This window comes from Pelobacter seleniigenes DSM 18267 (genome assembly GCF_000711225.1).
GTDB lineage: Bacteria > Desulfobacterota > Desulfuromonadia > Desulfuromonadales > Geopsychrobacteraceae > Seleniibacterium > Seleniibacterium seleniigenes.
This window is the reverse complement of sequence record NZ_JOMG01000004.1, coordinates 835099-857884: the sequence shown is the minus strand read 5'-3', so window position 1 is coordinate 857884 and position 22786 is coordinate 835099. Positions and strand designations below refer to the sequence as shown.

At 48.7% G+C, this 22786-nt stretch carries 15 protein-coding genes, 1 pseudogene and 1 riboswitch; of the genes and pseudogenes, 4 read left to right on the top strand and 12 right to left on the bottom strand.

Annotated elements, in window-relative coordinates; translation table 11 throughout:
* Nucleotides 1-176: 176 nt before the first annotated feature.
* The 10 genes and pseudogenes from N909_RS0120895 to N909_RS24930 form a co-directional block, all read right to left on the bottom strand.
* Complete coding sequence (locus N909_RS0120895; RefSeq protein ID WP_155006038.1) at nucleotides 177-530, bottom strand: GxxExxY protein; 354 nt, start codon at nucleotides 528-530, stop codon at nucleotides 177-179.
* A 301-nt stretch (nucleotides 531-831) separates the two neighbouring features.
* Nucleotides 832-1239 (bottom strand): hypothetical protein, encoded by a 408-nt coding sequence (locus N909_RS24110; protein ID WP_155006023.1) that lies wholly within the window; start codon nucleotides 1237-1239, stop codon nucleotides 832-834.
* Between the two features lie 92 nt (nucleotides 1240-1331).
* Entirely contained in the window at nucleotides 1332-1637 is a 306-nt protein-coding gene (locus tag N909_RS0120885) for a nucleotidyltransferase domain-containing protein (RefSeq protein ID WP_029918055.1), read from the bottom strand.
* A gap of 59 nt (nucleotides 1638-1696) precedes the next feature.
* Complete coding sequence (locus tag N909_RS0120880; protein WP_245613653.1) at nucleotides 1697-4390, bottom strand: SLBB domain-containing protein; 2694 nt, start codon at nucleotides 4388-4390, stop codon at nucleotides 1697-1699.
* 33 nt (nucleotides 4391-4423) lie between these two features.
* A complete protein-coding gene (locus N909_RS0120875) occupies nucleotides 4424-5971 on the bottom strand; it encodes a capsule assembly Wzi family protein (RefSeq protein ID WP_029918053.1) in 1548 nt (515 codons plus the stop codon).
* Between the two features lie 334 nt (nucleotides 5972-6305).
* A complete protein-coding gene (locus N909_RS0120865; protein ID WP_029918052.1) occupies nucleotides 6306-7712 on the bottom strand; it encodes a sugar transferase in 1407 nt (468 codons plus the stop codon).
* Between the two features lie 128 nt (nucleotides 7713-7840).
* Nucleotides 7841-7942, bottom strand: a pseudogene (locus N909_RS25420) (sugar phosphate nucleotidyltransferase); the annotation flags it as partial.
* Nucleotides 7943-8503: 561 nt separating this feature from the next.
* Nucleotides 8504-10582 (bottom strand): TonB-dependent receptor domain-containing protein, encoded by a 2079-nt coding sequence (locus tag N909_RS0120850; RefSeq protein ID WP_029918050.1) that lies wholly within the window; start codon nucleotides 10580-10582, stop codon nucleotides 8504-8506.
* A 344-nt stretch (nucleotides 10583-10926) separates the two neighbouring features.
* Nucleotides 10927-11118 (bottom strand): hypothetical protein, encoded by a 192-nt coding sequence (locus tag N909_RS0120840; RefSeq protein WP_029918049.1) that lies wholly within the window; start codon nucleotides 11116-11118, stop codon nucleotides 10927-10929.
* A 41-nt stretch (nucleotides 11119-11159) separates the two neighbouring features.
* Nucleotides 11160-12155, bottom strand: a complete 996-nt coding sequence (locus tag N909_RS24930) for an energy transducer TonB (protein ID WP_029918048.1) — start codon at nucleotides 12153-12155, stop codon at nucleotides 11160-11162.
* A gap of 296 nt (nucleotides 12156-12451) precedes the next feature.
* Here N909_RS24930 and N909_RS0120830 point away from each other — a divergent pair, with 296 nt between their 5' ends.
* The 4 genes from N909_RS0120830 (at nucleotide 12452) to N909_RS24925 (ending at nucleotide 19666) form a co-directional block, all read left to right on the top strand.
* The gene (locus N909_RS0120830; RefSeq protein ID WP_029918047.1) at nucleotides 12452-13087 is read left to right on the top strand and encodes a DeoR family transcriptional regulator; all 636 of its coding nucleotides are present in this window, start codon (nucleotides 12452-12454) and stop codon (nucleotides 13085-13087) included.
* Nucleotides 13088-13559: 472 nt separating this feature from the next.
* A complete protein-coding gene (locus N909_RS0120825; RefSeq protein ID WP_029918046.1) occupies nucleotides 13560-14966 on the top strand; it encodes a PAS domain-containing sensor histidine kinase in 1407 nt (468 codons plus the stop codon).
* Between the two features lie 15 nt (nucleotides 14967-14981).
* Entirely contained in the window at nucleotides 14982-15650 is a 669-nt protein-coding gene (locus N909_RS0120820; protein WP_051689996.1) for a response regulator, read from the top strand.
* 786 nt (nucleotides 15651-16436) lie between these two features.
* A riboswitch (cyclic di-GMP riboswitch) is annotated at nucleotides 16437-16513 on the top strand.
* Between the two features lie 231 nt (nucleotides 16514-16744).
* The gene (locus N909_RS24925) at nucleotides 16745-19666 is read left to right on the top strand and encodes a c-type cytochrome (RefSeq protein WP_029918044.1); all 2922 of its coding nucleotides are present in this window, start codon (nucleotides 16745-16747) and stop codon (nucleotides 19664-19666) included.
* A 1691-nt stretch (nucleotides 19667-21357) separates the two neighbouring features.
* Here the strand turns inward: N909_RS24925 and N909_RS25825 are convergent.
* Nucleotides 21358-21678, bottom strand: coding sequence for a hypothetical protein (locus N909_RS25825; RefSeq protein WP_155006022.1), 321 nt, complete (start codon nucleotides 21676-21678; stop codon nucleotides 21358-21360).
* Between the two features lie 363 nt (nucleotides 21679-22041).
* Nucleotides 22042-22749, bottom strand: coding sequence for a DUF4124 domain-containing protein (locus N909_RS0120805; protein WP_029918043.1), 708 nt, complete (start codon nucleotides 22747-22749; stop codon nucleotides 22042-22044).
* Between the last annotated feature and the right edge of the window lie 37 nt (nucleotides 22750-22786).

Here is a 22786-nt window from a genome sequence, read left to right as displayed (position 1 = left end):
TGTTCTATTCCCTCTATCAGTGATCATTCAGCTTTATCGGCATTTAATTTTTTAGCGAACACTGATACACGCTGATAACTGAGGATACAGTCAAATCTTTTTCTTTTGCTAATAAAGCTTAACCCTAAATCTTTTCTGATTTTATCTGCGTTTATCCGCCCTTATCTGCGTTCTATTCACAAAGAATTTACGATCCTTCTAACCTGTACTTTTGAAGTTCCAAAATTAATCAAAAGTGCAACCTTGTATCCTGTTGCTTTGAGATAATTCATACACTGAGAAAAATGCTTTTTATCTAAAGCAGACACGGCTTTCAGCTCAACAATAATAGAATCTCCGATAATCAAATCAGCAAAATATTCGCCTACAACAACGCCCTCATAATAGACACTGATCGGGTGTTGCTGCTTAACTTTCAAACCAGACTTCTGGATTTCATAACCCAAGGCATTTTCATAAACCTTCTCAAGAAACCCGTTACCAAGAAGGTTGCCAACTCGAAATGCGCAACCAATGATTTCTTCGGTCATACTGGAATAATACGCTTTATCCTTAACCACATCCTCCCCATTCAGATGTACTCAAAACCTAATAATCAAACGCTGATGAACGCCGATAACTGCGGATAAAAACAAACCTTTTCCTTTTGACAATAAATCTTAACCCAAAATATTTTCTGTTTTATCCGCGTTTATTCGTTTTTATCTGCGTTCAATTTCATTTCTGTCGTAGAACCTTTTTTAGCGAACGCTGATGCACGCTGATAACTGTGGATGAAGTCCAGACCTTTTTCTTTTGGCTACAAACCTTAACCCAAAATTTCTTCTGGTTTTATCTGCGTTTATCTGCGTCCATTTTGTAAATACGATTCTCTGCCCACTGAGAGATCTGGCTATGGATTTTCTCCAAAATAGGAACTTGCGCCAACAACCTGGCAAGATTTGCTTTGGCAATTTCCGGCTGATCGGGATATTCATGGGCCGTCTGGTTGCGTAATTCTCGCAGCAACTGCCATTGCTCCACGGAAGGGAGCATGCCAAGCTTTTCAGCTCTGTTCAATTTATCCAGAAATGGTTCGACATCCTGCCATTCCTGAACCATTTGCAGCGTCGCGGGCAACAGACGCGTGCCAATCGCGTCCTGGAGTTTACCAAAACGGAACAGCAGTTGGTCCAGGGTTCTGATCTGATCATCAGAAAAATCACCTTTAAAACCAACCTGAAACGGTTCAAAGGTCACGGCTTCCTCCCAGGCAGAATGCAGCCGCAATCGATGCTGATCGCATTCAGCCAGAGCTGGCCTTAATTTAAGGCTAATTATTTCCTGTCGATTCACAATAAAACCCCAGTTTGCTCAGCCTGCTGATGTATTGGCAAAAAAGACTGTCCGGGCGCAGGTGAAAACACTAAATCAATGCGCTGGTCTCCAATGGACAATTTCACTTTGCTCAAAAAACGTAATTTAGCTTCTATTTGCTGTTCTGTTGGTCGATCAAACCCAACGACGTAGAGATCAATATCACCGCCTGCTCGACGTTCGTCCACTCGCGAACCAAACAGATAGAGTTGGGCGTCCGGTCCGAAAACTTCCTCGCCGACTCGTTTGAAGGTAGTTATCTGATGCTGGGTTAACCGCATAACAAATCTTTCCCGATGAGGAGAGTGCAGCGCAAAGCTCCTCTCTTCACGCCACTCGCTTAAAAGCTCGCCACAGCAGCAGCGCCCAGAGCCATCTGGTAGAGAATTGTTGTGATATCCTTAGTTTCTCTCAACCAGTCATATTGCTTATATTCTTCCGGAACCAGAATGGAGTCTCCTGGATAAAGGACTGTATTTTCAAATCCACCAAAGGTCCACCGCCACTTTTCCTTGTCCCAACCAAGGGAATGTCCAGACTGTTGCTTACTTACGACAGTACCATCGGCACGAACAACAAACATCTCTTCTTTGTTGGCTGTTTCTTTGGTACCGCCGACTTTGTCAAGATAATAACCAACCGTTTTCCCCGGTTCCCAGTTAAGTGAGGTTGAATTGTATACTTCCCCTTGGATGTTGATTGTTTGAGGGTTTTCTGGAACCAGAAGCGAATCGCCATCCATTAAAACGATATCTTGAGGAGACCCTTTCAAGTTCTCGATAGAGGCCAAATCAATGACCAAGCGTCCGGTCACAGGGGCTTTTTTCAAGTCCTCAATCAGCATTTTCCGATTGGCCAAAAGAGTTTCCGCTGATTTAGCCTCCTCAGCGCTCATCGCTCCAATAGCAATATTTTCGGCAATCCTGGATAGTTGCTTTTGTTCTTCAGCAATTAATTTATCAATCTGTTTCTTTTGAACTTCTTTTAAAGATTCGCGGCTGAACACAGCACCGCGTAAATACGCTTTATCGGTATATCCTCCGGCTCGTTCCAATACAGAAGAGAGAGTCTCCCCTTTGCCAATAGCATAATCGCCTGGGAATAAAACAGCTCCGGAAACCTTGACCATAAACCGATCCTGATAGTCAGGAATGGAGCGAATGATCAAATGGTCATTGGGTTCCAATTTCATATTATTCTGAGGCTGACCGTTTAAAGCATTGGCAAGGTTAATTTCATAGCGCTCAACTTTGGTCTCAGTTCCAGAGGGAAGATAACGGGTCAACTCAGCCATATCCAGATAGGCACTTCTCTTCAAATTGCCAGCGGCTGTTACCAAATCAACGATAGACATGTTATCAAACAATGGGTATTGCCCTGGACGCAATACAGCCCCAGAGACGGTCACCTGAGGAAGCTCTTCCATCTCTTGCCGTGAAAAAAGTTGAACCTCGTCATATTCCTGCAGTAAAAGATTTTGCGTCGAATCCCCGTCTAAAGCCTGTTGTAAGTTAATAGTCAGGAGTTCCTGCCGATACTCTGGTGGTGATGTACGAATAAGCTGTGCCTTTTGTGGATAATATTCAGGAAGAAGATTGCCATAAGGAAGCAGCAAGTCGGCTAAACGCATGCCAGGCTCCAGTTGGTATTCTCCTGGTCTGGCGACATAACCCGTTAAAGAGACATACCCTCCGGCATCAGTAATCGGAGCAATCTGCACAAGATCACGATCTTGCAGGTTATATTTGAGGGTTTCAGCAACTTTCTCTTCAGGTCCAGACAAAGACAGATCAATCACAGCATTACGATTGTGGTCTGCCACCCGCTGCAGGCGGATCTTTTGTAAATAGGCCGTTGATACAATTCCTCCAGCCATGTCCAGCAGATCACCAAGGGTCTCTCCTGTAGTCAACTCATAAATTGCCGGTCGTCGCACATCGCCAGATATTCCAACCAATGAACCTGCTATTGGCACTAAGATGGTATCTCCTGCTTGCAAACGGACATCCTGACTACTATCTCCGGACCGGAAAAAGTCGTAAAGATCGATCCTGGCCAGCTGTTTACCTTGGCGTAGCACACTAATATTTCGAAGACTGCCGTTTTTAGTGGGGCCACCGGCCTCGGATAAAACGGCCAGGACCGAACTTAAAGAACTGACCTGATAAGTGCCAGGTGCCTGCACTTCTCCAACCAGAAAAACATTAATGGAACGCAAAGAGTCAAGAGAAACATTCACTTGATATTGCTTAAAATATTTCCCGATCTGGTTATTAATTGTGTCCTTTGCTTGAGCAAATGTTTCTCCTAAAAGATTAATAACCCCGACTTTAGGCAGAACAATTTCACCGTTACGGTCAATTACGGTTTGATAATGACCTTCAATATTTCCCCACACATCAACCCGCAACGCATCGCCCGGGCCCAAAACATAATCGGGTCCAGCCAGTTCCATTGGATCTGCTTTAAACCCTTCTGTATTGGCAAAAAATTCGAACCCGAACTGCTTTAGCACGGTTAGATCTTGAGGAACCTGCGCGCGCGGACTCTTTTTCTCTTTGGCCAGACCCGAAAAATACTTTTCTGCCGAAGAAGCAAGAGACACCTTATCGCTTTTTGAAAATTCGACGCCTGGGGAGCCAACAGCCTTCAAATTGCTACCGAACGAAGCGTCAGGATCTCCACTCCCAGTGTTGGTGCCTCCGTCCTGGCGCATATCCCTGTTTTGTTCACTCATTCCGGTGGCATCATACTCGATATGCTCGTTCGCTCCTCCAGCATCAGCAGAGTTATTCTGATATTGTTGCAACAACTCCTGTTGTTCCGGAGATAATTGTCGCAACATTTGCTGATACTCTGCCAACTGCTTTTGCTGATCAGGAGTCAGGGTTTTAATAACATTCCTGTAACCGGCAGTGCTTTGCAAGCTTGTTGCACCGATTTCAGTTGGCATGACCTGCGAGAAAGCCACCGTCGGGAATAAAAAAACACCGACAATCAATATCTGAAGAAACAGCAAACGACCAAACTTCATCAGCACAACCAAACTCCTTATGCGAGCTTTCATTTACCAATGCCCCCGCAAACCAACAGAAACCAAACTCACATTTTCACTGTCATTGGATTCGAAATTAAAATTATCGACCTTTCCATACCGGGCTGAGCAATCAAGACTCAGGTTTTCGGTAAAATCCCAGGAAAGAGCGGTGGATATTTCTTTGTATTTTTCATGAACAGGCTGATCAAAGCCTCTTTCCTCGTAATCAAAACCGACGGTCAGCAAAAGGTTTTCACTAAGAATGGCTTCAACTTCCAAAGACGTATCTTTGGCACCGCCACCGGCATGATGACCCATGATTATCCCTTCATAGGTGTAGCCGGAACGATAAATGCCGTGCTGATACCAAACCGGCGAGTTGTCGTCAATTTGAGATAAGTCAGCCTGTTCCAGGCGCAAACTTAACCGCCCGGAGGGATCAATCTTAGGCAGGTACAAACCAGCCAGCCAGGCAGTATTGGCAATAAAATGACCTGCTTCATCTTCCCCACCATATTCACCGTAAACCTCAGCATTCCACAAAAAAGGCAACCGGAGGCGCGCATCAAGAGCAGCTATTGAATTACTGGTATCTTCACCACCGGAAAGGTTTTTTCCACCCAATATCGTTATAAAATCACTCCATCCTACATTAGGTCTTCCTTTGCCTCCAAACATAACCGTCCTGGATGCACCTAACTCAATCCATGGCAAAGGCTTGGTATTAATCCTCAATCCTGCGAAATAAGGGTTCTCAACACTCCTATCTTTTTCCAATCGGCTCCAGAATACATCAAACCGAAAAGGACCAAGATACTTGAAAAACCAAGGCAAAAGAAATGGAGTTGAATTGGTCATTCGAACCATATCCAACGGTTTGGCATTATTAGTCAACACCAGAGAGCCGTGCTTTCCCTGCCCCCACCACAATGATTGCCGACCGACGGATATCTCAAATGAACCTAACTGAACAACAGCCCTGCCATCAAGCAGAGTCACATCGGTATCATTATCTTCACCATTTTGAAATAGAATCAGCGGCCTTAAATCAACCAGAAAAAAACCGCCAAGCCTGCCTTCTGCCTGGAGAATAAGTTGAGCATTCTGCTCCTGATAATTGAGACCATAATTATTATAATTAAGGGGATGCTGACTAGCGGCAACACCGTTTCCAGCGATCGTGGACTTATCACCATCTTGATAAATATATTTGAGCTGGACTTCCCGTACTTTGAGAAAGCCCGCTGAAGAATCCTCTCGCAAATCAGTCAACGTATCACCGAGCTCACGTTCCAACTTTTTGAGAAGAGTATGAATAGCAGGAGAAACGTCTTGAAACTCTGCTGTAGTTAGTGCCTCTTCAACTTGCCTGGCCGCCTCAAATCGAGTATATGGCCTGGTTCCTTGAAGTGACGAATTGACCAAGCCGAGCGCAGAAATTCTATCCAGTGCAGAATAAACCCAACTGTCCAAAGGTATTTGGCTGGTCGCAGGGACAGCAATGGCCACGCCGGGGAGATTTAAAAACAGCCCGAAAACAATGAGTGCAATTATGAAAGGCTTCTGAAAATAAGCCATTGACTCCCCTTCTATTTAGTTGTCATCCGGAAACGGCCCTTTTCCGCCGTGGTGGTGTCAATCTGCGGGCTTATTTGTGCGGCGTAAAGAACTACGCCTCCGCATAAGCCCTTGATTTCCTTGCCACAACCAAAAATTGCTCGTTTCCAATCTAAAAACTTATGCGTTAGCATCCGGAGTTTCCGGATGCCAACTATTTAATAAACCGCAGTTCAGAAAAAAAATGAAAATAACGGATACTCATCCATGAAGTCAAAGCATATTCCCGCAGGAAAAGTACTGATAACAATTCTTTCTGGTAACCCCAGCTAACGCAAAAACAAAGACACCAAGCTTAGCAGCTCCCTTCACGGGAAAACACCACTAAGATTGTTTTTATAAGAATTTTGATATCCAGCCAGATTGTCCAGTTATCAATATATTGGAGATCCAGATTGACAATTGAATCGAAATCTTCAATTGCGCTTCGCCCGCTGATCTGCCAGTTCCCCGTGATACCAGGCTTGATGCTGATCCTGCGGCGATGCCAATTTTCATATTCAGCCACCTCATTGGGAGTCGGCGGCCGGGTCCCAACCAAGCTCATCTCCCCTTTAAGAACATTCCAAAATTGCGGTAGCTCATCCAAGCTGGTCTTTCGTAAAAAACGGCCAACTTTGGTGACCCGCGGATCATCCTTGATTTTAAAGATCGCACCGCTCATTTCGTTTTGCGCCATTAAATCTTTTTTACGCTCCTCCGCGTCTATATACATAGAACGGAACTTCCAACAACGAAACGTTCTGCCGCTTTGGCCGACTCTCTCCTGACCAAAAAGTAAAGGTCCTGGAGAATCCCGTTTGATTGCATATGCGATAAAAGGCAGCAGCAAACATGTTAACAACAACCCGACGAGAGATCCGAAAATATCCAGAAGACGTTTTAAAAAAAGTTGACGAGAATTAAAAGCTTTGCTGTAGAATGTCAAAACCGGGATCTGATCATGAAAAAAGCTCAGTTCCTGCCGGGCTTGAGGAATCTGATAAAAATCCAGGGTCAACCGGACAGTCACCCCAAGTTCATCCAAGGCATTGACATACTTCTCAGTATCAACAATAAAGTTTTTTGGTGGGCAGAAAACGACTTCATCGACCGGATGCTGTTTGCAAATTTCAATGAGATCCTCGACTTGACCTAGGATATTCCCCTTAACCCATTCCTTTGGTCGACCTTTGGGCATAATCTGTACGAAACCCAGAACTTTCATCCCCCAAGCGGAATGTTCCTGGATTAATTTATAAAATTCCTGTGCTTTATCCTGTGCCCCAACAATAATCAAGTTTCTGGAAACCAAACCCGACCGGGAATAAATTTTTACAAAGCTACGGATCGCCAGCCGCTCAATACTAAAAAGAACGAAGGAGAAAAATAAAAAAGAAAGATACTGGCTACGCCCGACATAAGGCAATTGGAGGAAATACAAAAAACCGGCTAAGATACTGCCACCAAGGATATGGACAGAAAACACCGAGGTGAGAACGTCATAGATTCCTTTGCGAACAGTTCCTCCTGCATATAATTTATATTTTGCCAACAAATATATCCAAAGGGGAAGAGCGAGAGAAAGAATCCAAAAATGCTGACGCAACTCAAATTTTTGCCCGTCAGTAATAGAGTGGGCAAGAAACATAGAAACAGCCAAGATTAAAAAATCGCCAACTCCCAGAAATCGATTAAATAATTTAATTTGCTCTCTCAGCACTTCACTATATCCTCAATCTCATAATCGCTGCGGCCTAATTTTTTGAACAACAATTGCCCTCAATCCAACCCCTATATACCCTATTAATTCTGCAAGACGTGGCCAGTCTTGAAAAATATAGATTAACAGATCATCGGTTTGTCATAAATGGGAATCAGCTGCTTGCAGACGGAACGAGTCGCAGGATAGAGCCGGGCCCCTGACCCTCCAGCCAGAATGATGCCTTTCAATGAAAATCTCCTTTTTGCCAAAACAGACTTAGACATTCTTAATCTTGTTACAATTTATAAATATAGTTAAATCACTACTTAAAATAAATAGAAAGTTAAATCCAACTTAAAAATCTTCGAAACTTTAATTAGTTGCCATCCGGAAACTCCGAAGGGCAGCAGCTAAGTTTTCAGATTGGAAACGAGCAATTTTTTGTTGTGGCAAGGAAATCAAGGGGATGCGCGGAGGCGTAGTCCTTTACGCCGCACAAGAAAACCCACAGATTGACACCGCCACAGCGGAAAAGGGCCGTTTCCGGATGAAAACTAATTAAATGGCAGGAAAGTCGCCTAAAAAGAAGGGTATAAAAACAGATAACCGCAGCCCCCCCCCACGAGAGTACAACAAAAGAATGAAATATAATATCAGCCCAAAGACTGCCCTATAAGGAGCAATGGACAGAGGATTTATAGCCAATAATGAGACAAGTGTAAAATGAAAAATTACAAATAATCCCCCTTTTTCCCAAAGGGGGGATTGAAAAAACAAATAGCGGAGGAGCCCCAAAAAGAAGCGTTACATCAGAAGCGATAACTCAAATTTACGTAGGCAAACAGGCCCATTTCCGGGACTTTCACTCCGGCGTTAAACGGGTCGCGCTGATAGGAAAGATGACTGAAATAATATTTATCAAACAGATTATTCACGCCGCCAAGCAATTCCCAGCGCCCCCAAAAGGTGCCGGCCTTCAGGTCTGTCACCCCCCACCCTGCGGTTTCGTTTTCCTGCAGGCTCTCGTCAACCCGGTCCTGCCGGGCGGCAAACCTTTCGCTGATTTCGGCGTACCAGTTACCGTTATCGTAGCGCAGGGAAACAACGCCGGAAAGCGGTGGAATCTCGGCTAGGGGCTGATTGGTGTCTGCATTTTCCCCTCTCACATAAGAGAGGGTCCCCTTTAAAAACAGATCAAAAGGCATGACCACCTGACTGCTGAATTCGCCACCATACATGGTTGCATCGATGTTGCGATAGGTGCGCGCCTGAATGAGAGGGCCGGCGCCGTCAGGGTCGGCTGCTTCGGCGATATAGATGTAATCAGTTAAGGAGCTGTAAAAAACGCTGACATTGGCAAGAAAATTGGCGCTCTTCCATTTTGCACCTAAATCGACCTGATTGTTACGCGTTGCATCCAACGCTGGGTTGCCCAACCAGTTTTTACCCGCCATGCGTTGCAGACCGATAAAGAGTTCCTGCTGGTCCGGGGTACGGCTGGCGGAGGCGATGCCGGTAAAGAACTCCAGCTGTTCAGAGGTCTTCCAGGTCAATTGCAGATTTGCACTCGGCTCAGTAAAATCGGCCTTATTGTCGAGACTTGAAGAGAAATAGGGTTGATAGAGACTATCCAGTCGGGTTCCGGTTAATGCATTGGCCGTAACCCGGGTATGATCAAGCCGGGCGCCACCCTTTAATGTCAGCTGTCTGGACAATGGATAACTGTATTCTCCAAAAATTCCAAAATTATCGATATCCACATCTGGAATCATCGGTTGCTCGGCATAACTCATCCACATGGCAGACTCGTTGGTCGCATCCCAATTGCGTCGGTAAAAATCAACTCCACTGGTCAACAGTCCTGCTCCGACCGGCATATCCGCATTGAGTTTACTGCCAAATGTCGTGGCCTTGGCATCGGTCTGCATCATATAATCTTTTGTGACCATCATGCTGGGCAATGATGAAACTCTGAGAGTGTCATCCATGAGGTGATCGACACGATTCAAAAAGGCCTGAAAACGCAATTTGGAGATGGCCAACCCGGGGTTGTCGATGGTTGTTTTCCAGTTAACACGGTGGGTGCGATCATAATCAGCATCCATCAACAGGGCTGGGTAAAGAACGTGTTCAGCATCCTGATAGCTGTAACTCAACTCGGAGCGGCCAGTCCCGTGCTTGCCTCCTCCTTTGACCCAAAAGGTGTCTGTTTCATAGGCGTCGGAATCAAGGGTGTTCGAACGATAGCGATTGTTGCTGGTTGATGGATAAATATCCGTCAGCAGCTGACCGTTTCCGGCTTCGGGCACGTCTGACGCTTTATGTGCGTAGCCGATCAGGGTGTCAAAAACTTCTCCGCCATAGGATCCGGTTGCGGAAAGATCGAGATAATTGAAACTGCCGTAACTGACATTGAGATTGGTCGCCAGCCCGCGTTTCGGTTCTTTGGAGACCGCATTGACCATCCCCGCCAAACTGCCCGGATTGCGCACATCATAAGGCCCCTTGATGACTTCGATATAATCCACTTCGGCAAAATCAAAGTGGAACGAAGGCGGGTCCATCCGCGAAGGACAACCCCCATGCAGCCTGACGCCATCCAGAAAAACATTCAGGTTGTCTCTCTGCATGCCACGCAAAACAATATCGTTTGCAATTGCGCCCTTTCTGACACTTGACAGCCCGGGAACGTTTTGCAATGCCTCACCAATATCCCGCGCCGGGCTTTCCCGGACTTCTCGAATGGTCAATTTTTCCTCAATAGGCTGTTGCTGCTCACCGCGAATCGTAATTTCATCCAAGAGAACAGATTCTCCCATAGCCGATGAGCAGATCAGCACGTCACAACAGACCAAGGCCACCAGGCAAACGATTCCAAATCTGATCATGGTTCATCCCTCCTTCTTTCTGAAATGGATTGAAAGAGCCATTCGATTCCCTGTTGGATGGCGATATCCAACAGGGAAGCAAACAGGCCGTCAAAATGGACCTTCTGAGCCATAGACTGGGTCATCAAAAGCAAGGGCTGTTTTCTAAAACATTGGCTTGAATATTGATTTATATGCGGTCGAGAATTCCCCCTCCACCACGCTTTGAAAAATCCTGGGCTCGACTTTTCCTCAAACCGGACAGAATCCACCCGGACTAATCAACGGGTTCACTATCAGGTTATTGAAAAAGTCCATCCAGGCTCTGCAGACTGTCTTTCAACAACCCGATAGTGAGCAAGTCATCAACAGTACTCGAGTGTCGATTCAAGGGATTGCAGCTGATGCAACCAGCGGCTCTTGTCATCCTCGTGGAGCATCATCCAATAAGGGCTTTTTATTAAAGCCTGAATGTCAGCTATTCTTTCATCTTTTGGCAATTCATCCCAAGATTCTGCTGTCATCCGGTAATGGCTTTTTTGCGTCGAATTATTCATTTCAGTCCTCCTCACGTTAAAATGATTGTGTCCACCGGCTCTTACTCAAGAGAAAATGTGACCGGTAAAATGACGGTTGCAATAACCGCAGGCGGCGGGAAAGGCGCCGAGACGTCGACAGCCCGCAAGGCCTGACGATCCAGCAGCGGGTATCCGGAGCTGGAAAGAATCCTCTTATTATCGATAGTTCCGGACAAAGATATGGTGAACTCGATTTCCACCCTGCCCGTCCATCCCTGCCGTCGTGCAATGGTCGGATAACGCAGATTATCCCTGACTTTGTCGCGAATGGATCCAAAGTTGAAACTGAGATACTCCTCGCGAAGGGCATCCGCCGCACCTGAAGGACTTTCTTCTTGAGGAGCTTCAACAACGAAAGCTTCACCGTCAACGTCATCATTGACGTCAACATCTTGAGGCGAAATCGCGACAGCCCTGTCAACCGACAACTGAGGAGGCAAAAATCGTGTTTTAGCACCAGTATTGTCAATCTTGGCAATGGACACGGCCTCTTGTTCAACAGTTGGTTGATCAACATCTAAGAATGAAGGTTCCGCTGGAACTAGTGCAACCAACGGCTTCTCTGCCTTGCCGGTGACAGGTTTCTGAACCGGGGTCTTCCGGGCAACTTCAATCTTCTGAGCCGGGATTTTTTTTGAAATACCCGCTGGTGCAGCGTTAAGCGCAGAAGCAGGCTTGGCAACTGTTGCTGAAGGACTGGGTTTTTGATCCGGTGGTGCTTGCTCACGCCCTGCAACCGGCATCGCACTAGGAACAGATTGCGGAGCCAATGATCTGGCCTTCGACCCAGGCTGATCAGTTGCCTTCATCCCTAATGTCCCCTCTAAACCAGGGGATAACCGAACAGACTTCAAGTTGATTTGAACAATCGCCGGTTTTGTTCTGACCGGGGGGGCCCCCTTCAGACCGACAAGAAAAAGAACCAACACGCTGTGCAGCAGAACACTTGCGCCCAGGGCGGTAAAGACGCCAGCCGGAACAGGACAATTCAACCGCTGCTGCAACTCGTGTTTCATCTCTCCCCCGGTTCACATTTAGCAGCTACCAAGAGCGCTCCCCCAAGTCAGGATTTACCGGGTTAAAAAAGGGAGCAGCTAAGGGTTCAAACCATGGCTGAATAAAATTCACAAGAAGCTTCTTATTGTATCCATTCAGCAACAATTACATTGTTATCCTATTAACAATTCTGTAGAATGAATTCATCTTTATAATTTCGTTCTACTTTCAAAGGCTATCACGACAGCGTTTTTGTAATAAATATGAAAGTCATATATTCAAGCATTTTCATGTTGTTTTGATAACAGGAGCGACTATGAAACCGACGGAACGAAGAAAGCAGTTATTGGAATGGTTGGAAAAGGAAGGCACCCTCAGCCTGGCCGAAATGGTGACCCGGTTTGGGGTCACCAAAATGACGATTCATCGGGATTTGGGTTTACTGGAACGAAGACAGGCCTTAAAACGCATCCACGGTGGTGCAGCCCGGCTTGAAAACGGTGCCCAAAGAGGCGACAATCATAAACAGATCGCCTCTGCCCAGGGTAATTGCCTGATCTGTTATCGCCCGCCGACTCAACAACTGCTGTATACCATTACTAAAAATAACGGCGAACAACAGGTCGCCTGCTGCCCGCATTGCGGCATCTCGGCACAGTTGATGATGGGGGACCAGATCGCCATGGCCCTGACCACGGACTTTCTATCCGGCCGCCTGCATGCAGCTCAACATTCATTCTTCGTTCTGGGCTCTGTTGTCGTCCCCTGTTGCAAACCTTCCATTTTGACCTTTTCCGAAGCGGAAGTCAGTGAACGCTTCCAAAAAGGCTTCGGCGGCACCTTAGGCCGCTTTGAAGATGCCATCGAATTCCTCAGAAAGGATATGAGTATCCATGATTCAGAAGGATGTCCTCATTGCTCAGGACACGCCGCTCCCTTAGGAACTATCTAGTTGCCATCCGGAAACTCCGAAGGGCAACGGCTAAGTTTTCAGATTGGAAACGAGCAATTTTTTGTTGTGGCAAGGAAATCAAGGGGTTGAGCGGAGGCGTAGTACTTTACGCCGCACAAGAAAACCCGCAGATTGACACCGCCACAGCGGAAAAGGGCCGTTTCCGGATGAAAACTATCTAACAGGCTGTATAAAACAGCCCATGAATGGGCGATGGAAATCAATGACACCTTTCTAAATATTGAAAAAAGGTCCGGCGTTTTCAACTTGAGAAGGCCCAACAGCAACAGCGCCGGGCCGTGTCCCGCTCGTCACCAGAACAAAAATAGCCTGCAAACGTATCCTTTTATTCGGCAATTTTGATATAGTGAACAAATAGCCGGATTTATGAGTTTTTTAGGCATAAGCAAACAGATCGCTTTCATCTTTGCTTGTGGTCAATACTGGTGGATATGAGTCAGGGGAAATGAATATGAACAGTAAGACTGATGTTCTCGGAAAACCAACCATTCTCCATACTCCGCGTTCCAGAACTGAAGCGTATACGGACAGCAGCGATTTCAAGAAGCTGTTCTCAGCCGAAAAGACGTCTGCCCTGCTCTCTCCCAAGCGCCTGTTACGGCTCATGGTCCTGTCTATTTTTCTTTCCGAAACAGCGATTATGCTGATTTTCGGATTAATCCCCCCGTTCCATCCTGCGGTACTGGCGCTTCTTGATTCGACCCTGCTGCTGATTATCCTCTCGCCGACCGTCTATTTCTTTCACTATCAGCCACTGCAACGCCACCACCGCGAACGCATGAAGATTGCCCAACAGCTTTATGAGAGCGAACGGCGCTTTCAGCTGACCCTGCAGGCCGTCAATGACTCTTTGTGGGACTTCAATCCTCAAACTGGGGAAATCTATGTCAGCCCGCAATCAGCAACCAAGCTTGGCTATCAGGCCGGTGAAATCGGTTCCCATATCGACGATTGGAAAAAGCTGCTCCATCCGGACGAGGTTGAGCTGTTCATGCAGGCGAAGAGCGATCATCTCAACGGGATAACGGATCACTTAAGGTTTGAGCATCGCTTGAAAGCCAAGGATGGAAACTGGTTATGGTTTCTCTCCCGCGGTCAGATAGTGGCTCGGGACGCTGAAGGTAAACCGCTACGGATGGTCGGCACTCATACCGACATCACCCAGCGCAAAAAAGCGGAAGCCGCTTTGTTGCAGAGTGAAGAAGAAATCCGCATGTTGTCTCACAAATTGATCCACTCTTCGGAAGAGGAGAAAAAACGCCTAGCCCAGGACCTGCACGATGAGTTCGGGCAGGTCCTGATCGCCTTTCAACTGGGCTTGGAAATGTTACGCGATCAACATTCAGAACAAGGGAAAGAGCACTCCCAACAGTGCAATCGTCTGTTAAGTATGGTTCAGCGCCTGGAAACCGATCTCAAGCATGTCTGTGACCAACTTCGCCCTGTCATTCTTGATGATCATGGGCTGGTCGAAACAATCCGCTGGCACATTCGCGAATTTTTCCATACAGCCCATTCTCTTCAGGTTGATTTCCAGGTGAACGGCAATAAAAAACTATCCCGTGAAGCAACAATCGTCCTGTATCGGATCTACCAGGAGGCGCTCACCAACGTTCGTAAACATGCTCAAGCCACCGAAGTTAAAGTCAAACTGGATATGTTCGATAATCAGGTCGTGCTGACAGTCCAGGATAATGGCTGCGGGCTGGACATAAAGATACCGAACAACATCACCCACAGTTCATGGGGCTTGGGGATGCTTGGTATGCGGGAACGCGCCACCGCAGTCGGCGGGCACCTGTTTGTCGAGTCCGCGCCAAACCAGGGCACCACCATTCGCGCGGAATTACCCGCCTGACCACCGGAGATAACTGTGCCATTAAAAATACTGATTGCCGATGATCATGCCTTGCTACGTGAGGGATTAAGACTGCTGATTCATTCTCAAGACGATATGAATGTTGTCGGGGAAGCTGAAGACGGAATCGAAACCCTTGAAAAGGTCCGCACCGAGCGACCCGACGTTCTGTTGCTCGATATTGCCATGCCACGCATGACCGGCCTGGAAACCATTCAAATGGTCCATCGCATCGCTCCGGAAACCGGCATCGTTATTCTGTCCCGCTATGAAAAAGAGGCTTATGTCCGCAAAGCCCTTAAGGCAGGGGCGCTAGGCTATGTTGTTAAAGGAGAGGCCGGAGCCACAATGCTCGAAGCCATTCGTTGCGTTGCCCAGGGCCGTTTCTTCCTCAGTTCACAAATTCACAAGTCGGTTATTTCTTCTTATCTTGAAACAGTGGATGAAACGGAAGAGGAGCATGCCGAGTTCGGTCAACTATCAGACCGGGAAAAGCAGATTTTTCACCTTCTCGTCCAAGGTCATAGCAGCATTGAAATCGGCAAAGTTTTATTCATCAGCTCCAAAACGGTTGATAAACACAGAGCCAGCATTGGGAAGAAGATCGGAATCGACAACCCCGTCAAAATGGTTCAATACGCTATTCGCAATGGGATTATCGACCCGACGGTATGGGAGGAGTAAACTCCCGGAGGGATAAAGAAAGAGGATTGTCCTGAATGACGCAAGTTTAAGCAACGCTGCAGTAAACTCGGGACTGTCCCCAGGGTCATCGGGGGCTGTCCCAAGAGTTTGCGAGCCATGAAACTGTCACGGTTAACACCGCAAAGACCTGGGACAGCCCCCGTGCGGGGACAGTCCCGGTTTTGCTGCCAACGACTCTTAAACTAGCGCCATTAAGGATTGCCCTCTATTCAAACACAGCTCTTCAAAACCACTTTTTCAACAACCTGCTCTTGGTATTCAAGAGGACAAGAGGAGCGATTTTTTGCGGCCCACCTAAAAGCACAGCCACGCTGAGACAATGAGCACTGAGAAGGCAAAAATATAACCGAAAATAAGATAAACCAGGAATTCCATTCTTTCGCGCTCTTCTTTATCATAGTTGGTATGTATGGACACTGGCTGCTCTCTTCTCATTTGCTCCTCCTTTTTTAAATCATCGCCGCCCCTTTATATATAACTTAATCGGTTATCTTTCTTAGGTCTATGCGCATTTTCCCTATTTTGCAGGAGCAAATTGCGTAATATTCGATGGGAACATTATTACTGCAGGATAACTGTCTGTATTTTAGGCCTATTTTGCAAATGTAACGACACAGCAATAAATGAGGGCGATACATTATCTGCATATTGCCTTAATTTTTTACCTGTGATAACGTACCGACCGAATTGATCAAGAACCACTCATCCAAAACATCAAGGTTATTAATTTTATTACTATATTTTAAAAACAAATAAATTATTTATCTCCGATAAGGGCAAAACCAAAGCAATTTGGTGACGCAAAGCCACGGGTCCAGAGAATGGACAGCCGGGCTGCCGAAGAGAATGAGCATCCCTCCCGCCCTTCATCATCCAAGATTTTTTAAAGCTCATCTTCGTTATCGGAGATGAGCTTTTTTATTGGGCTCAAGCCAGCTCGTTGCCATCCGCAAACTCCGCAGGGCAACGGCTAAGTTTTCGGATTGGAAACCAGCTAAATTCTCGTTAAGAACACCCAGGGAGCAACCACTCCAGCTCCAATAACAGATTTAAAAAATGAAAAGGAGCGCTTCATGATGCGAATTCCAAAGAAAGTCTTTTTGTGGCTTATGGTCACGACAATTGTCGTGCTGTCCGGTTGTGGAGGTTCAGGATCCGGTGGAGACAACGGCTTGACCGACAGCGGATCGACAGGGGTTTTGGTCGATCCATATATCAGCGGTGCCATCCTCCAGGAAGTGGCCGAAGATGGTTCAACCGTCCTGCAGCGGGTTTCAACCCCCACCGATGCGCAGGGCCATTTCGAATTTTCAGCAGAAGTTCAAGTCGGTTCAATCATTGAAACAAAAATCAGTCAACTTGGCACCCATGTCGGTGAGCCAAATCAGCTGGTCTTGCGGCGGCAAATTCGTGCAAACGACGATGGTCTTCTGGTCGTTTCCCCGCTGACCACACTGATTGCCAACGGCAGCACCGAAAACGATGTGGTGGCGCTACTGCAAACGGCAGGAATGACCGATTTTGCAGCCGCCGATATTTATATTGACCCCATGTCCGGCCTGAACAATCTCTCTTCCAGTGTGACTTCTGCCGATCTGACCCGGCTGCAGGCCGCCATGGCCGTCGCCAACTACCTTGAAGCAACGAATCAACCTAAGGCCACGGCTCTGGACATGACGACCTCCAGCGAATTCGAGATCTTCACAAGCTGCCTTGACGCAGTTCAAGAGACATTGTCACCCGAACTGTTTGCCCAAATTAACGCAGCACAGAATAACAATGGACCGACCATGCAGGAGTTCATCAATGCTTCGGTGACCTACACGCGGCCAGTTATCGCCATGATGAAGTCCCAACTCACGAACAATGGGAGCATTGATCCGGTGGCACTGCATGAAGAAGCCATGAGCGCCAGCAGTGACATGTTGAACAACATGTCCGGGCAAAACCCGGGGAATGGAGGCCCGAACGGGACAATGCTTTACGCAAATGATTGCGCAGTGTGTCACGGCGACCTGGCTAATTCCAATATCCCGGGGCGTTCTGCCGACGCCATTCAAGCGGCCATCGACCAGAACCTTGGTGGCATGAGCATTTATGCCAACCTGACCACAGCAGAGATCCAGGCCATTGCCGCAGTGCTGCCAGTCCCGCAACCGACTGATCCAACCCAGCCAGTTGATGGAACGACCCTTTATGGAAATATGTGCGCCAGCTGCCATGGCGGCTTGACCAGCACCACCATCCAAGGCAATACCGCGAGCGCCGTCCAGAGCGCCATCGATCTTAATATTGGCAACATGGGCTTCCTCAGCACCTTGACCAGCGCAGAGGTCCAGGCTATTGCCGATGTCCTGCCCGGGGCCACCCCGGTCGATCCGACTCAGCCGATTGACGGGACCACGGTCTATTCCAACAGTTGTGCCAGTTGCCACGGCGCCCTGGCCAGCACCACCATCCAGGGGCGCACTGCCAGCTCGATCCAAAGTGCCATCGATCAGAATATTGGCAACATGGGCTTCCTCAGCACTTTGACCAGCGCTGAAGTTCAGGCCGTTGCCGATGTCCTGCCCGCTGCTACCCCGGTTGATCCGACTCAGCCCGCGGATGGAACCGCTCTTTACACCAGTGAATGTGCCGGTTGTCATGGAACGCTGGCCAACACCAACAAACCCGGCCGGACCGCGACTGACATTCAGACCGCAATTGATCAGAACGTTGGCAACATGGGCTTCCTCAGCACTTTGACCAGCGCAGAGGTTCAGGCCATTGCCGATGTCTTACCGGCAGCGCCTCCAGTTGATCCGACCCAGCCGGTCGACGGAGCAGCCCTCTACTCAACCAGCTGTGCCAGCTGTCACGGGACACTGGCCAACACCAACAAACCTGGCCGGACCGCGACTGCCATTCAAACCGCAATTGATCAGAACGTTGGCAACATGGGCTTCCTCAGCACTTTGACCACTGCAGAAGTTCAGGCCATTGCTGATGTCTTACCGGCAGCGCCTCCCGTTGATCCGACCCAGCCGGTTGACGGAGCAGCTCTCTACTCAACCAGTTGTGCCAGCTGTCACGGGACACTGGCCAACACCAACAAACCCGGCCGGACCGCGACTGCCATTCAGACCGCCATTGATCAGAACGTTGGCAACATGGGCTTCCTCAGCACTTTGACCACTGCAGAAGTTCAGGCCATTGCTGATGTCTTACCGGCAGCGCCTCCAGTTGATCCGACCCAGCCGGTCGACGGAGCAGCCCTCTACTCAACCAGCTGTGCCAGCTGTCACGGGACACTGGCCAACACCAACAAACCTGGCCGGACCGCGACTGCCATTCAAACCGCAATTGATCAGAACGTTGGCAACATGGGTTACCTCAGCACTTTGACTACTGCAGAAGTTCAGGCCATTGCCGATGTCTTGCCGGCAACCAACGGGAACAGTGGCCCGGATTACAGCGATTGTACGGCTTGCCACGCCCAGCCACCGAACGGGACCAGCGAGCCAAACATTGATGGTGCCCACAGCGCTCATAAGGCCATTGCATCAATCGGCACGAATTGCCAAATCTGTCACACCGGTGCAAGTCATAACGGGTCCGTCGATCTGGGATTCCCCGCTGATTACAACTCCGCCAATGGTGCCGCAACCGACAACCTTGACGGCACCTGCAGCAATATCAGCTGTCACGGTGGCAAGACCACTCCTGATTGGTGGAGCGGCTCGATCAGCCTGACCGCTGACTGTACCTCCTGCCACGATTCAAGAGCAGGCGAATACATCAGCCAAACCTCCGGCAGACACAGCAAGCACAGCCGTTACAGCTGTACAACCTGCCACAACAGTACTCGCATGCCGAACCACATTGGCGATCTGTTGACCGATAATTTTGAAGTCTCAGCGGCTTCGACTGTCGGCGGCAGCGGAACAAGTGTTGGCAGTTACAGCAATAGGTCCTGTTCAAGTATTGCTTGTCACGGCAGCGAACACTGGTAATAAGCGATAAGCAATTGGCAAACCCGGCCGGAGAATGCTCCGGCCGGGTTTGTGTTTGAGCAGTCCCCCTCGTTGCAAGCGCCTGACAACCCTCCCAATTTTACAGCCCCTCTCTTGAGAAGCTTTGCTTTTAACAAACGAAACCGGCGGGTCTCGCCCCGCCAGCCGAGTGTCTTTTCTGCTTCAGGTCAGAAAAGTCACCAAAAGACCCCGCCCCCAATGCCAGCGTCTGGCTGCGCCAGATCCCTTCCGCTCCACAGCTTTGAGCCGCGCTCGCAAAACTTGCCCTGCCGGGCTGCGGACATTCCTCGCTTATTCCGGCCCAAACCTGTTCCGCGCCAGCGCCGACAAAAGGGGGAGGACAGTCAAAGACTAAAAATTTTCCAGAACGGAACTCCCCATGTGACGCAGCCGGAATGGAACGGCTGACAGGCGTGGAATGGCGGGTATCCGCTATGGCCACAGGCTATAGAGGACAAGGAGCTGGGCGTGTTTTTCTGCATACTCTTTTGTCACGCAACAAAAGAGTATGGCGGCGAAGGGGGCCGCAACCCAGCGACTTTGACTTTGATTTCTGGGTTTTGAAGATTTTCAGCATGATCAGGTAAGGTTCGTTGAAAAAAAGAGAGAAACCGGCGGGTTTCGTCCCGCCAGCCGAGGCACTTTTCTGCTCCAGGTCAGAAAAGTCCCCAAAAGACCCCGCCCCAATGCCAGCGTCTGGCTGCGCCAGATCCCTTCCGCTCCACAGCTTTGGACCGCGCTCGCAAAACTTGCCCTATCGGGCTGCGGACATTCCTCGCTTATTCCGGCCCAAACCTGTTCCGCTCCAGCGCAAGCAAAAAGGGGGATGAAAGTCAGAAGCTAAAACAACCCATTAGAAAGAATCCTCTCGAATCGGGCTGGCCAGCCGTTACTTCGGCTCTTTGGAAAAAATCGGACCCAATCCCATCAATCCACCGACCCTCTCAATTCCGCAGCCCCTCAGTTCGCCAGTACGGGAAGCTTTGCTTCGCGTCAAGGCGCATTCGACGACGATCCGGCCAGTAGCGGCCATGATCCGTGATTAAATGAAATGGTGACCAACCCTGCCAAACAAGCAACGACCAGCGCACCCCAGAATCATTCCTAAAACAAACGACAATCCCGAGAAATCAAAAGGCCATTTTTTCCCATCTTTTTGTTGGCCTGGACAAAAAGGTGGGCGGCGGCGGGGCCGCAACCCCGCGACTTTGATTTTGATTTTAGGGTTTTGAAGATTTTCGATATGAACGGATACGATTCGTTGAGAAACGAGAGAAACCGGCGGGTTTCGTCCCGCCAGCCGAGTGTCTTTTCTGCTTCAGGTCAGAAAAGTCACCAAAAGACCCCGCCCTCAATGTCTCCAGCCACTACCGTGGCAACCTGCATTCCACAATCATTTCCGGGCCGCTCCCATGCGCTACGCTTAACCTCGCGGCAAAGCTCCGGAAATGCTTGTTCCACTCCGGTGGAGACAAAAGGGGGATGGAAGTTAGAAGCTAAAACAACCCATTAGAAAGAATCCTCTCGAATCGGGCTGGACAGCCGTTACTTCGGCTCTTTGGAAAAGATCGGACCCCATTCCATCAATCCACCGACCCTCTCAATTCCGCAGCCCCTCAGTTCGCCAGTACGGGAAGCTCTGCTTCGCGTCAAGGCGCATTCGACGACGGTCAGGCCAGTAGCGGCCATGATCCGTGATTAAATGCAACGGTGACCAACCCTGCCAAACCAGCAGCGACCAGCGCCCCCTGAATCATTCCTAAAACAAACGAAAATCCCGAGAAATCAAAAGGCCATTTTTTCCCATCTTTTTGTTGGCCTGGACAAAAAGGTGGGCGGCGGCGGGGTCGCAACCCTGCGACTTTGATTTTGATTTCAGGGTTTTGAAGATTTTCGATATGAACGGATACGATTCGTTGAGAAACGAGAGAAACCGGCGGGTCTCGTCCCGCCAGCCGAGTGACTTTTCTGCTCCAGGTCAGAAAAGTCACCAAAAGACCCCGCCCCAATGCCAGCGTCTGGCTGCGCCAGATCCCTTCCGCTCCACAGCTTTGGACCGCGCTCGCAAAACTTGCCCTATCGGGCTGCGGACATTCCTCGCTTATTCCGGCCCAAACCTGTTCCGCTCCAGCGCAAGCAAAAGGGGGAAAGTCAAAAACTAAAACAATTTTTTGCCGACCCGGCTGACAGGCGTGGAATGGTGGGTATCCGCTATGGCCACAGGCTATAGAGGTGACGTTCCCCCGGTTGAGTGGACACCGGGGGAACGTCAAAGTACTGCCGCGCCCAACTTCCCCCTTTAACAAAGGGGGATTGAGGGGGATTCGGACATTGCGGTCTCATAATAAATTCTCCTACAGAGACTTACACTGCGCCCGAACCTCAGCAGTCTCCCATTGTGGCCGACGGCCTTTACCATTCCAGGAAGACGGGATCTTGACCTCATACAACGCCGAGCCAAAACCGTTATAGCTGACCACATCGTATCCCCTTACCCGGCGGCCAGTGTCCTTTCTCGCAACAACTGTGACTTGCAGTCGTTTGCAGGCGAAACCGTCAGAGATTCGTCCAGTCAGCAGGACATATCCGTATTTCTGGCTGGCACTGAGGGTTGAGAAGGTAAAATCCTGTCGGTCCGCTTGGGCGATTTGTACGACAGTCGTGGTTTGTACCGGGGCAGAGAAAGAAGCAACGGTTTGGGTGTTATGAGGAGTTCCGCTAGCAGAGAGATAGCCGATCGGCTTGGGGGTATGAGCAACGGCATCTGCGCTATCAGGCCGATCCGAATAAACCACGTGCCCGTTTTCATCGACCCAGCGATAAATTCCGGATTGCTTTTGCGGTGCAGCTTTGGCCGGTACTGAGCGTTGAACTGTCGGCTTAGCCGTTTGTGCCTTAACTTCCCGCTGGGCCGCAGGGACAATCGCTGTTGCCAGCCTGGATTCGTCAAAGGTCGCTGAACGGTAGGTCAGTGGAATATTGTCTTTGATAGTCGGCCAAAAGATGAGGCCTGCCAGGACGATTGGGAAACTACAGAGGAGTATTTTGATGAAGATATTCACAAGCCCCCTTTTTTTTAGAAAACGAGAAATGCTGAAA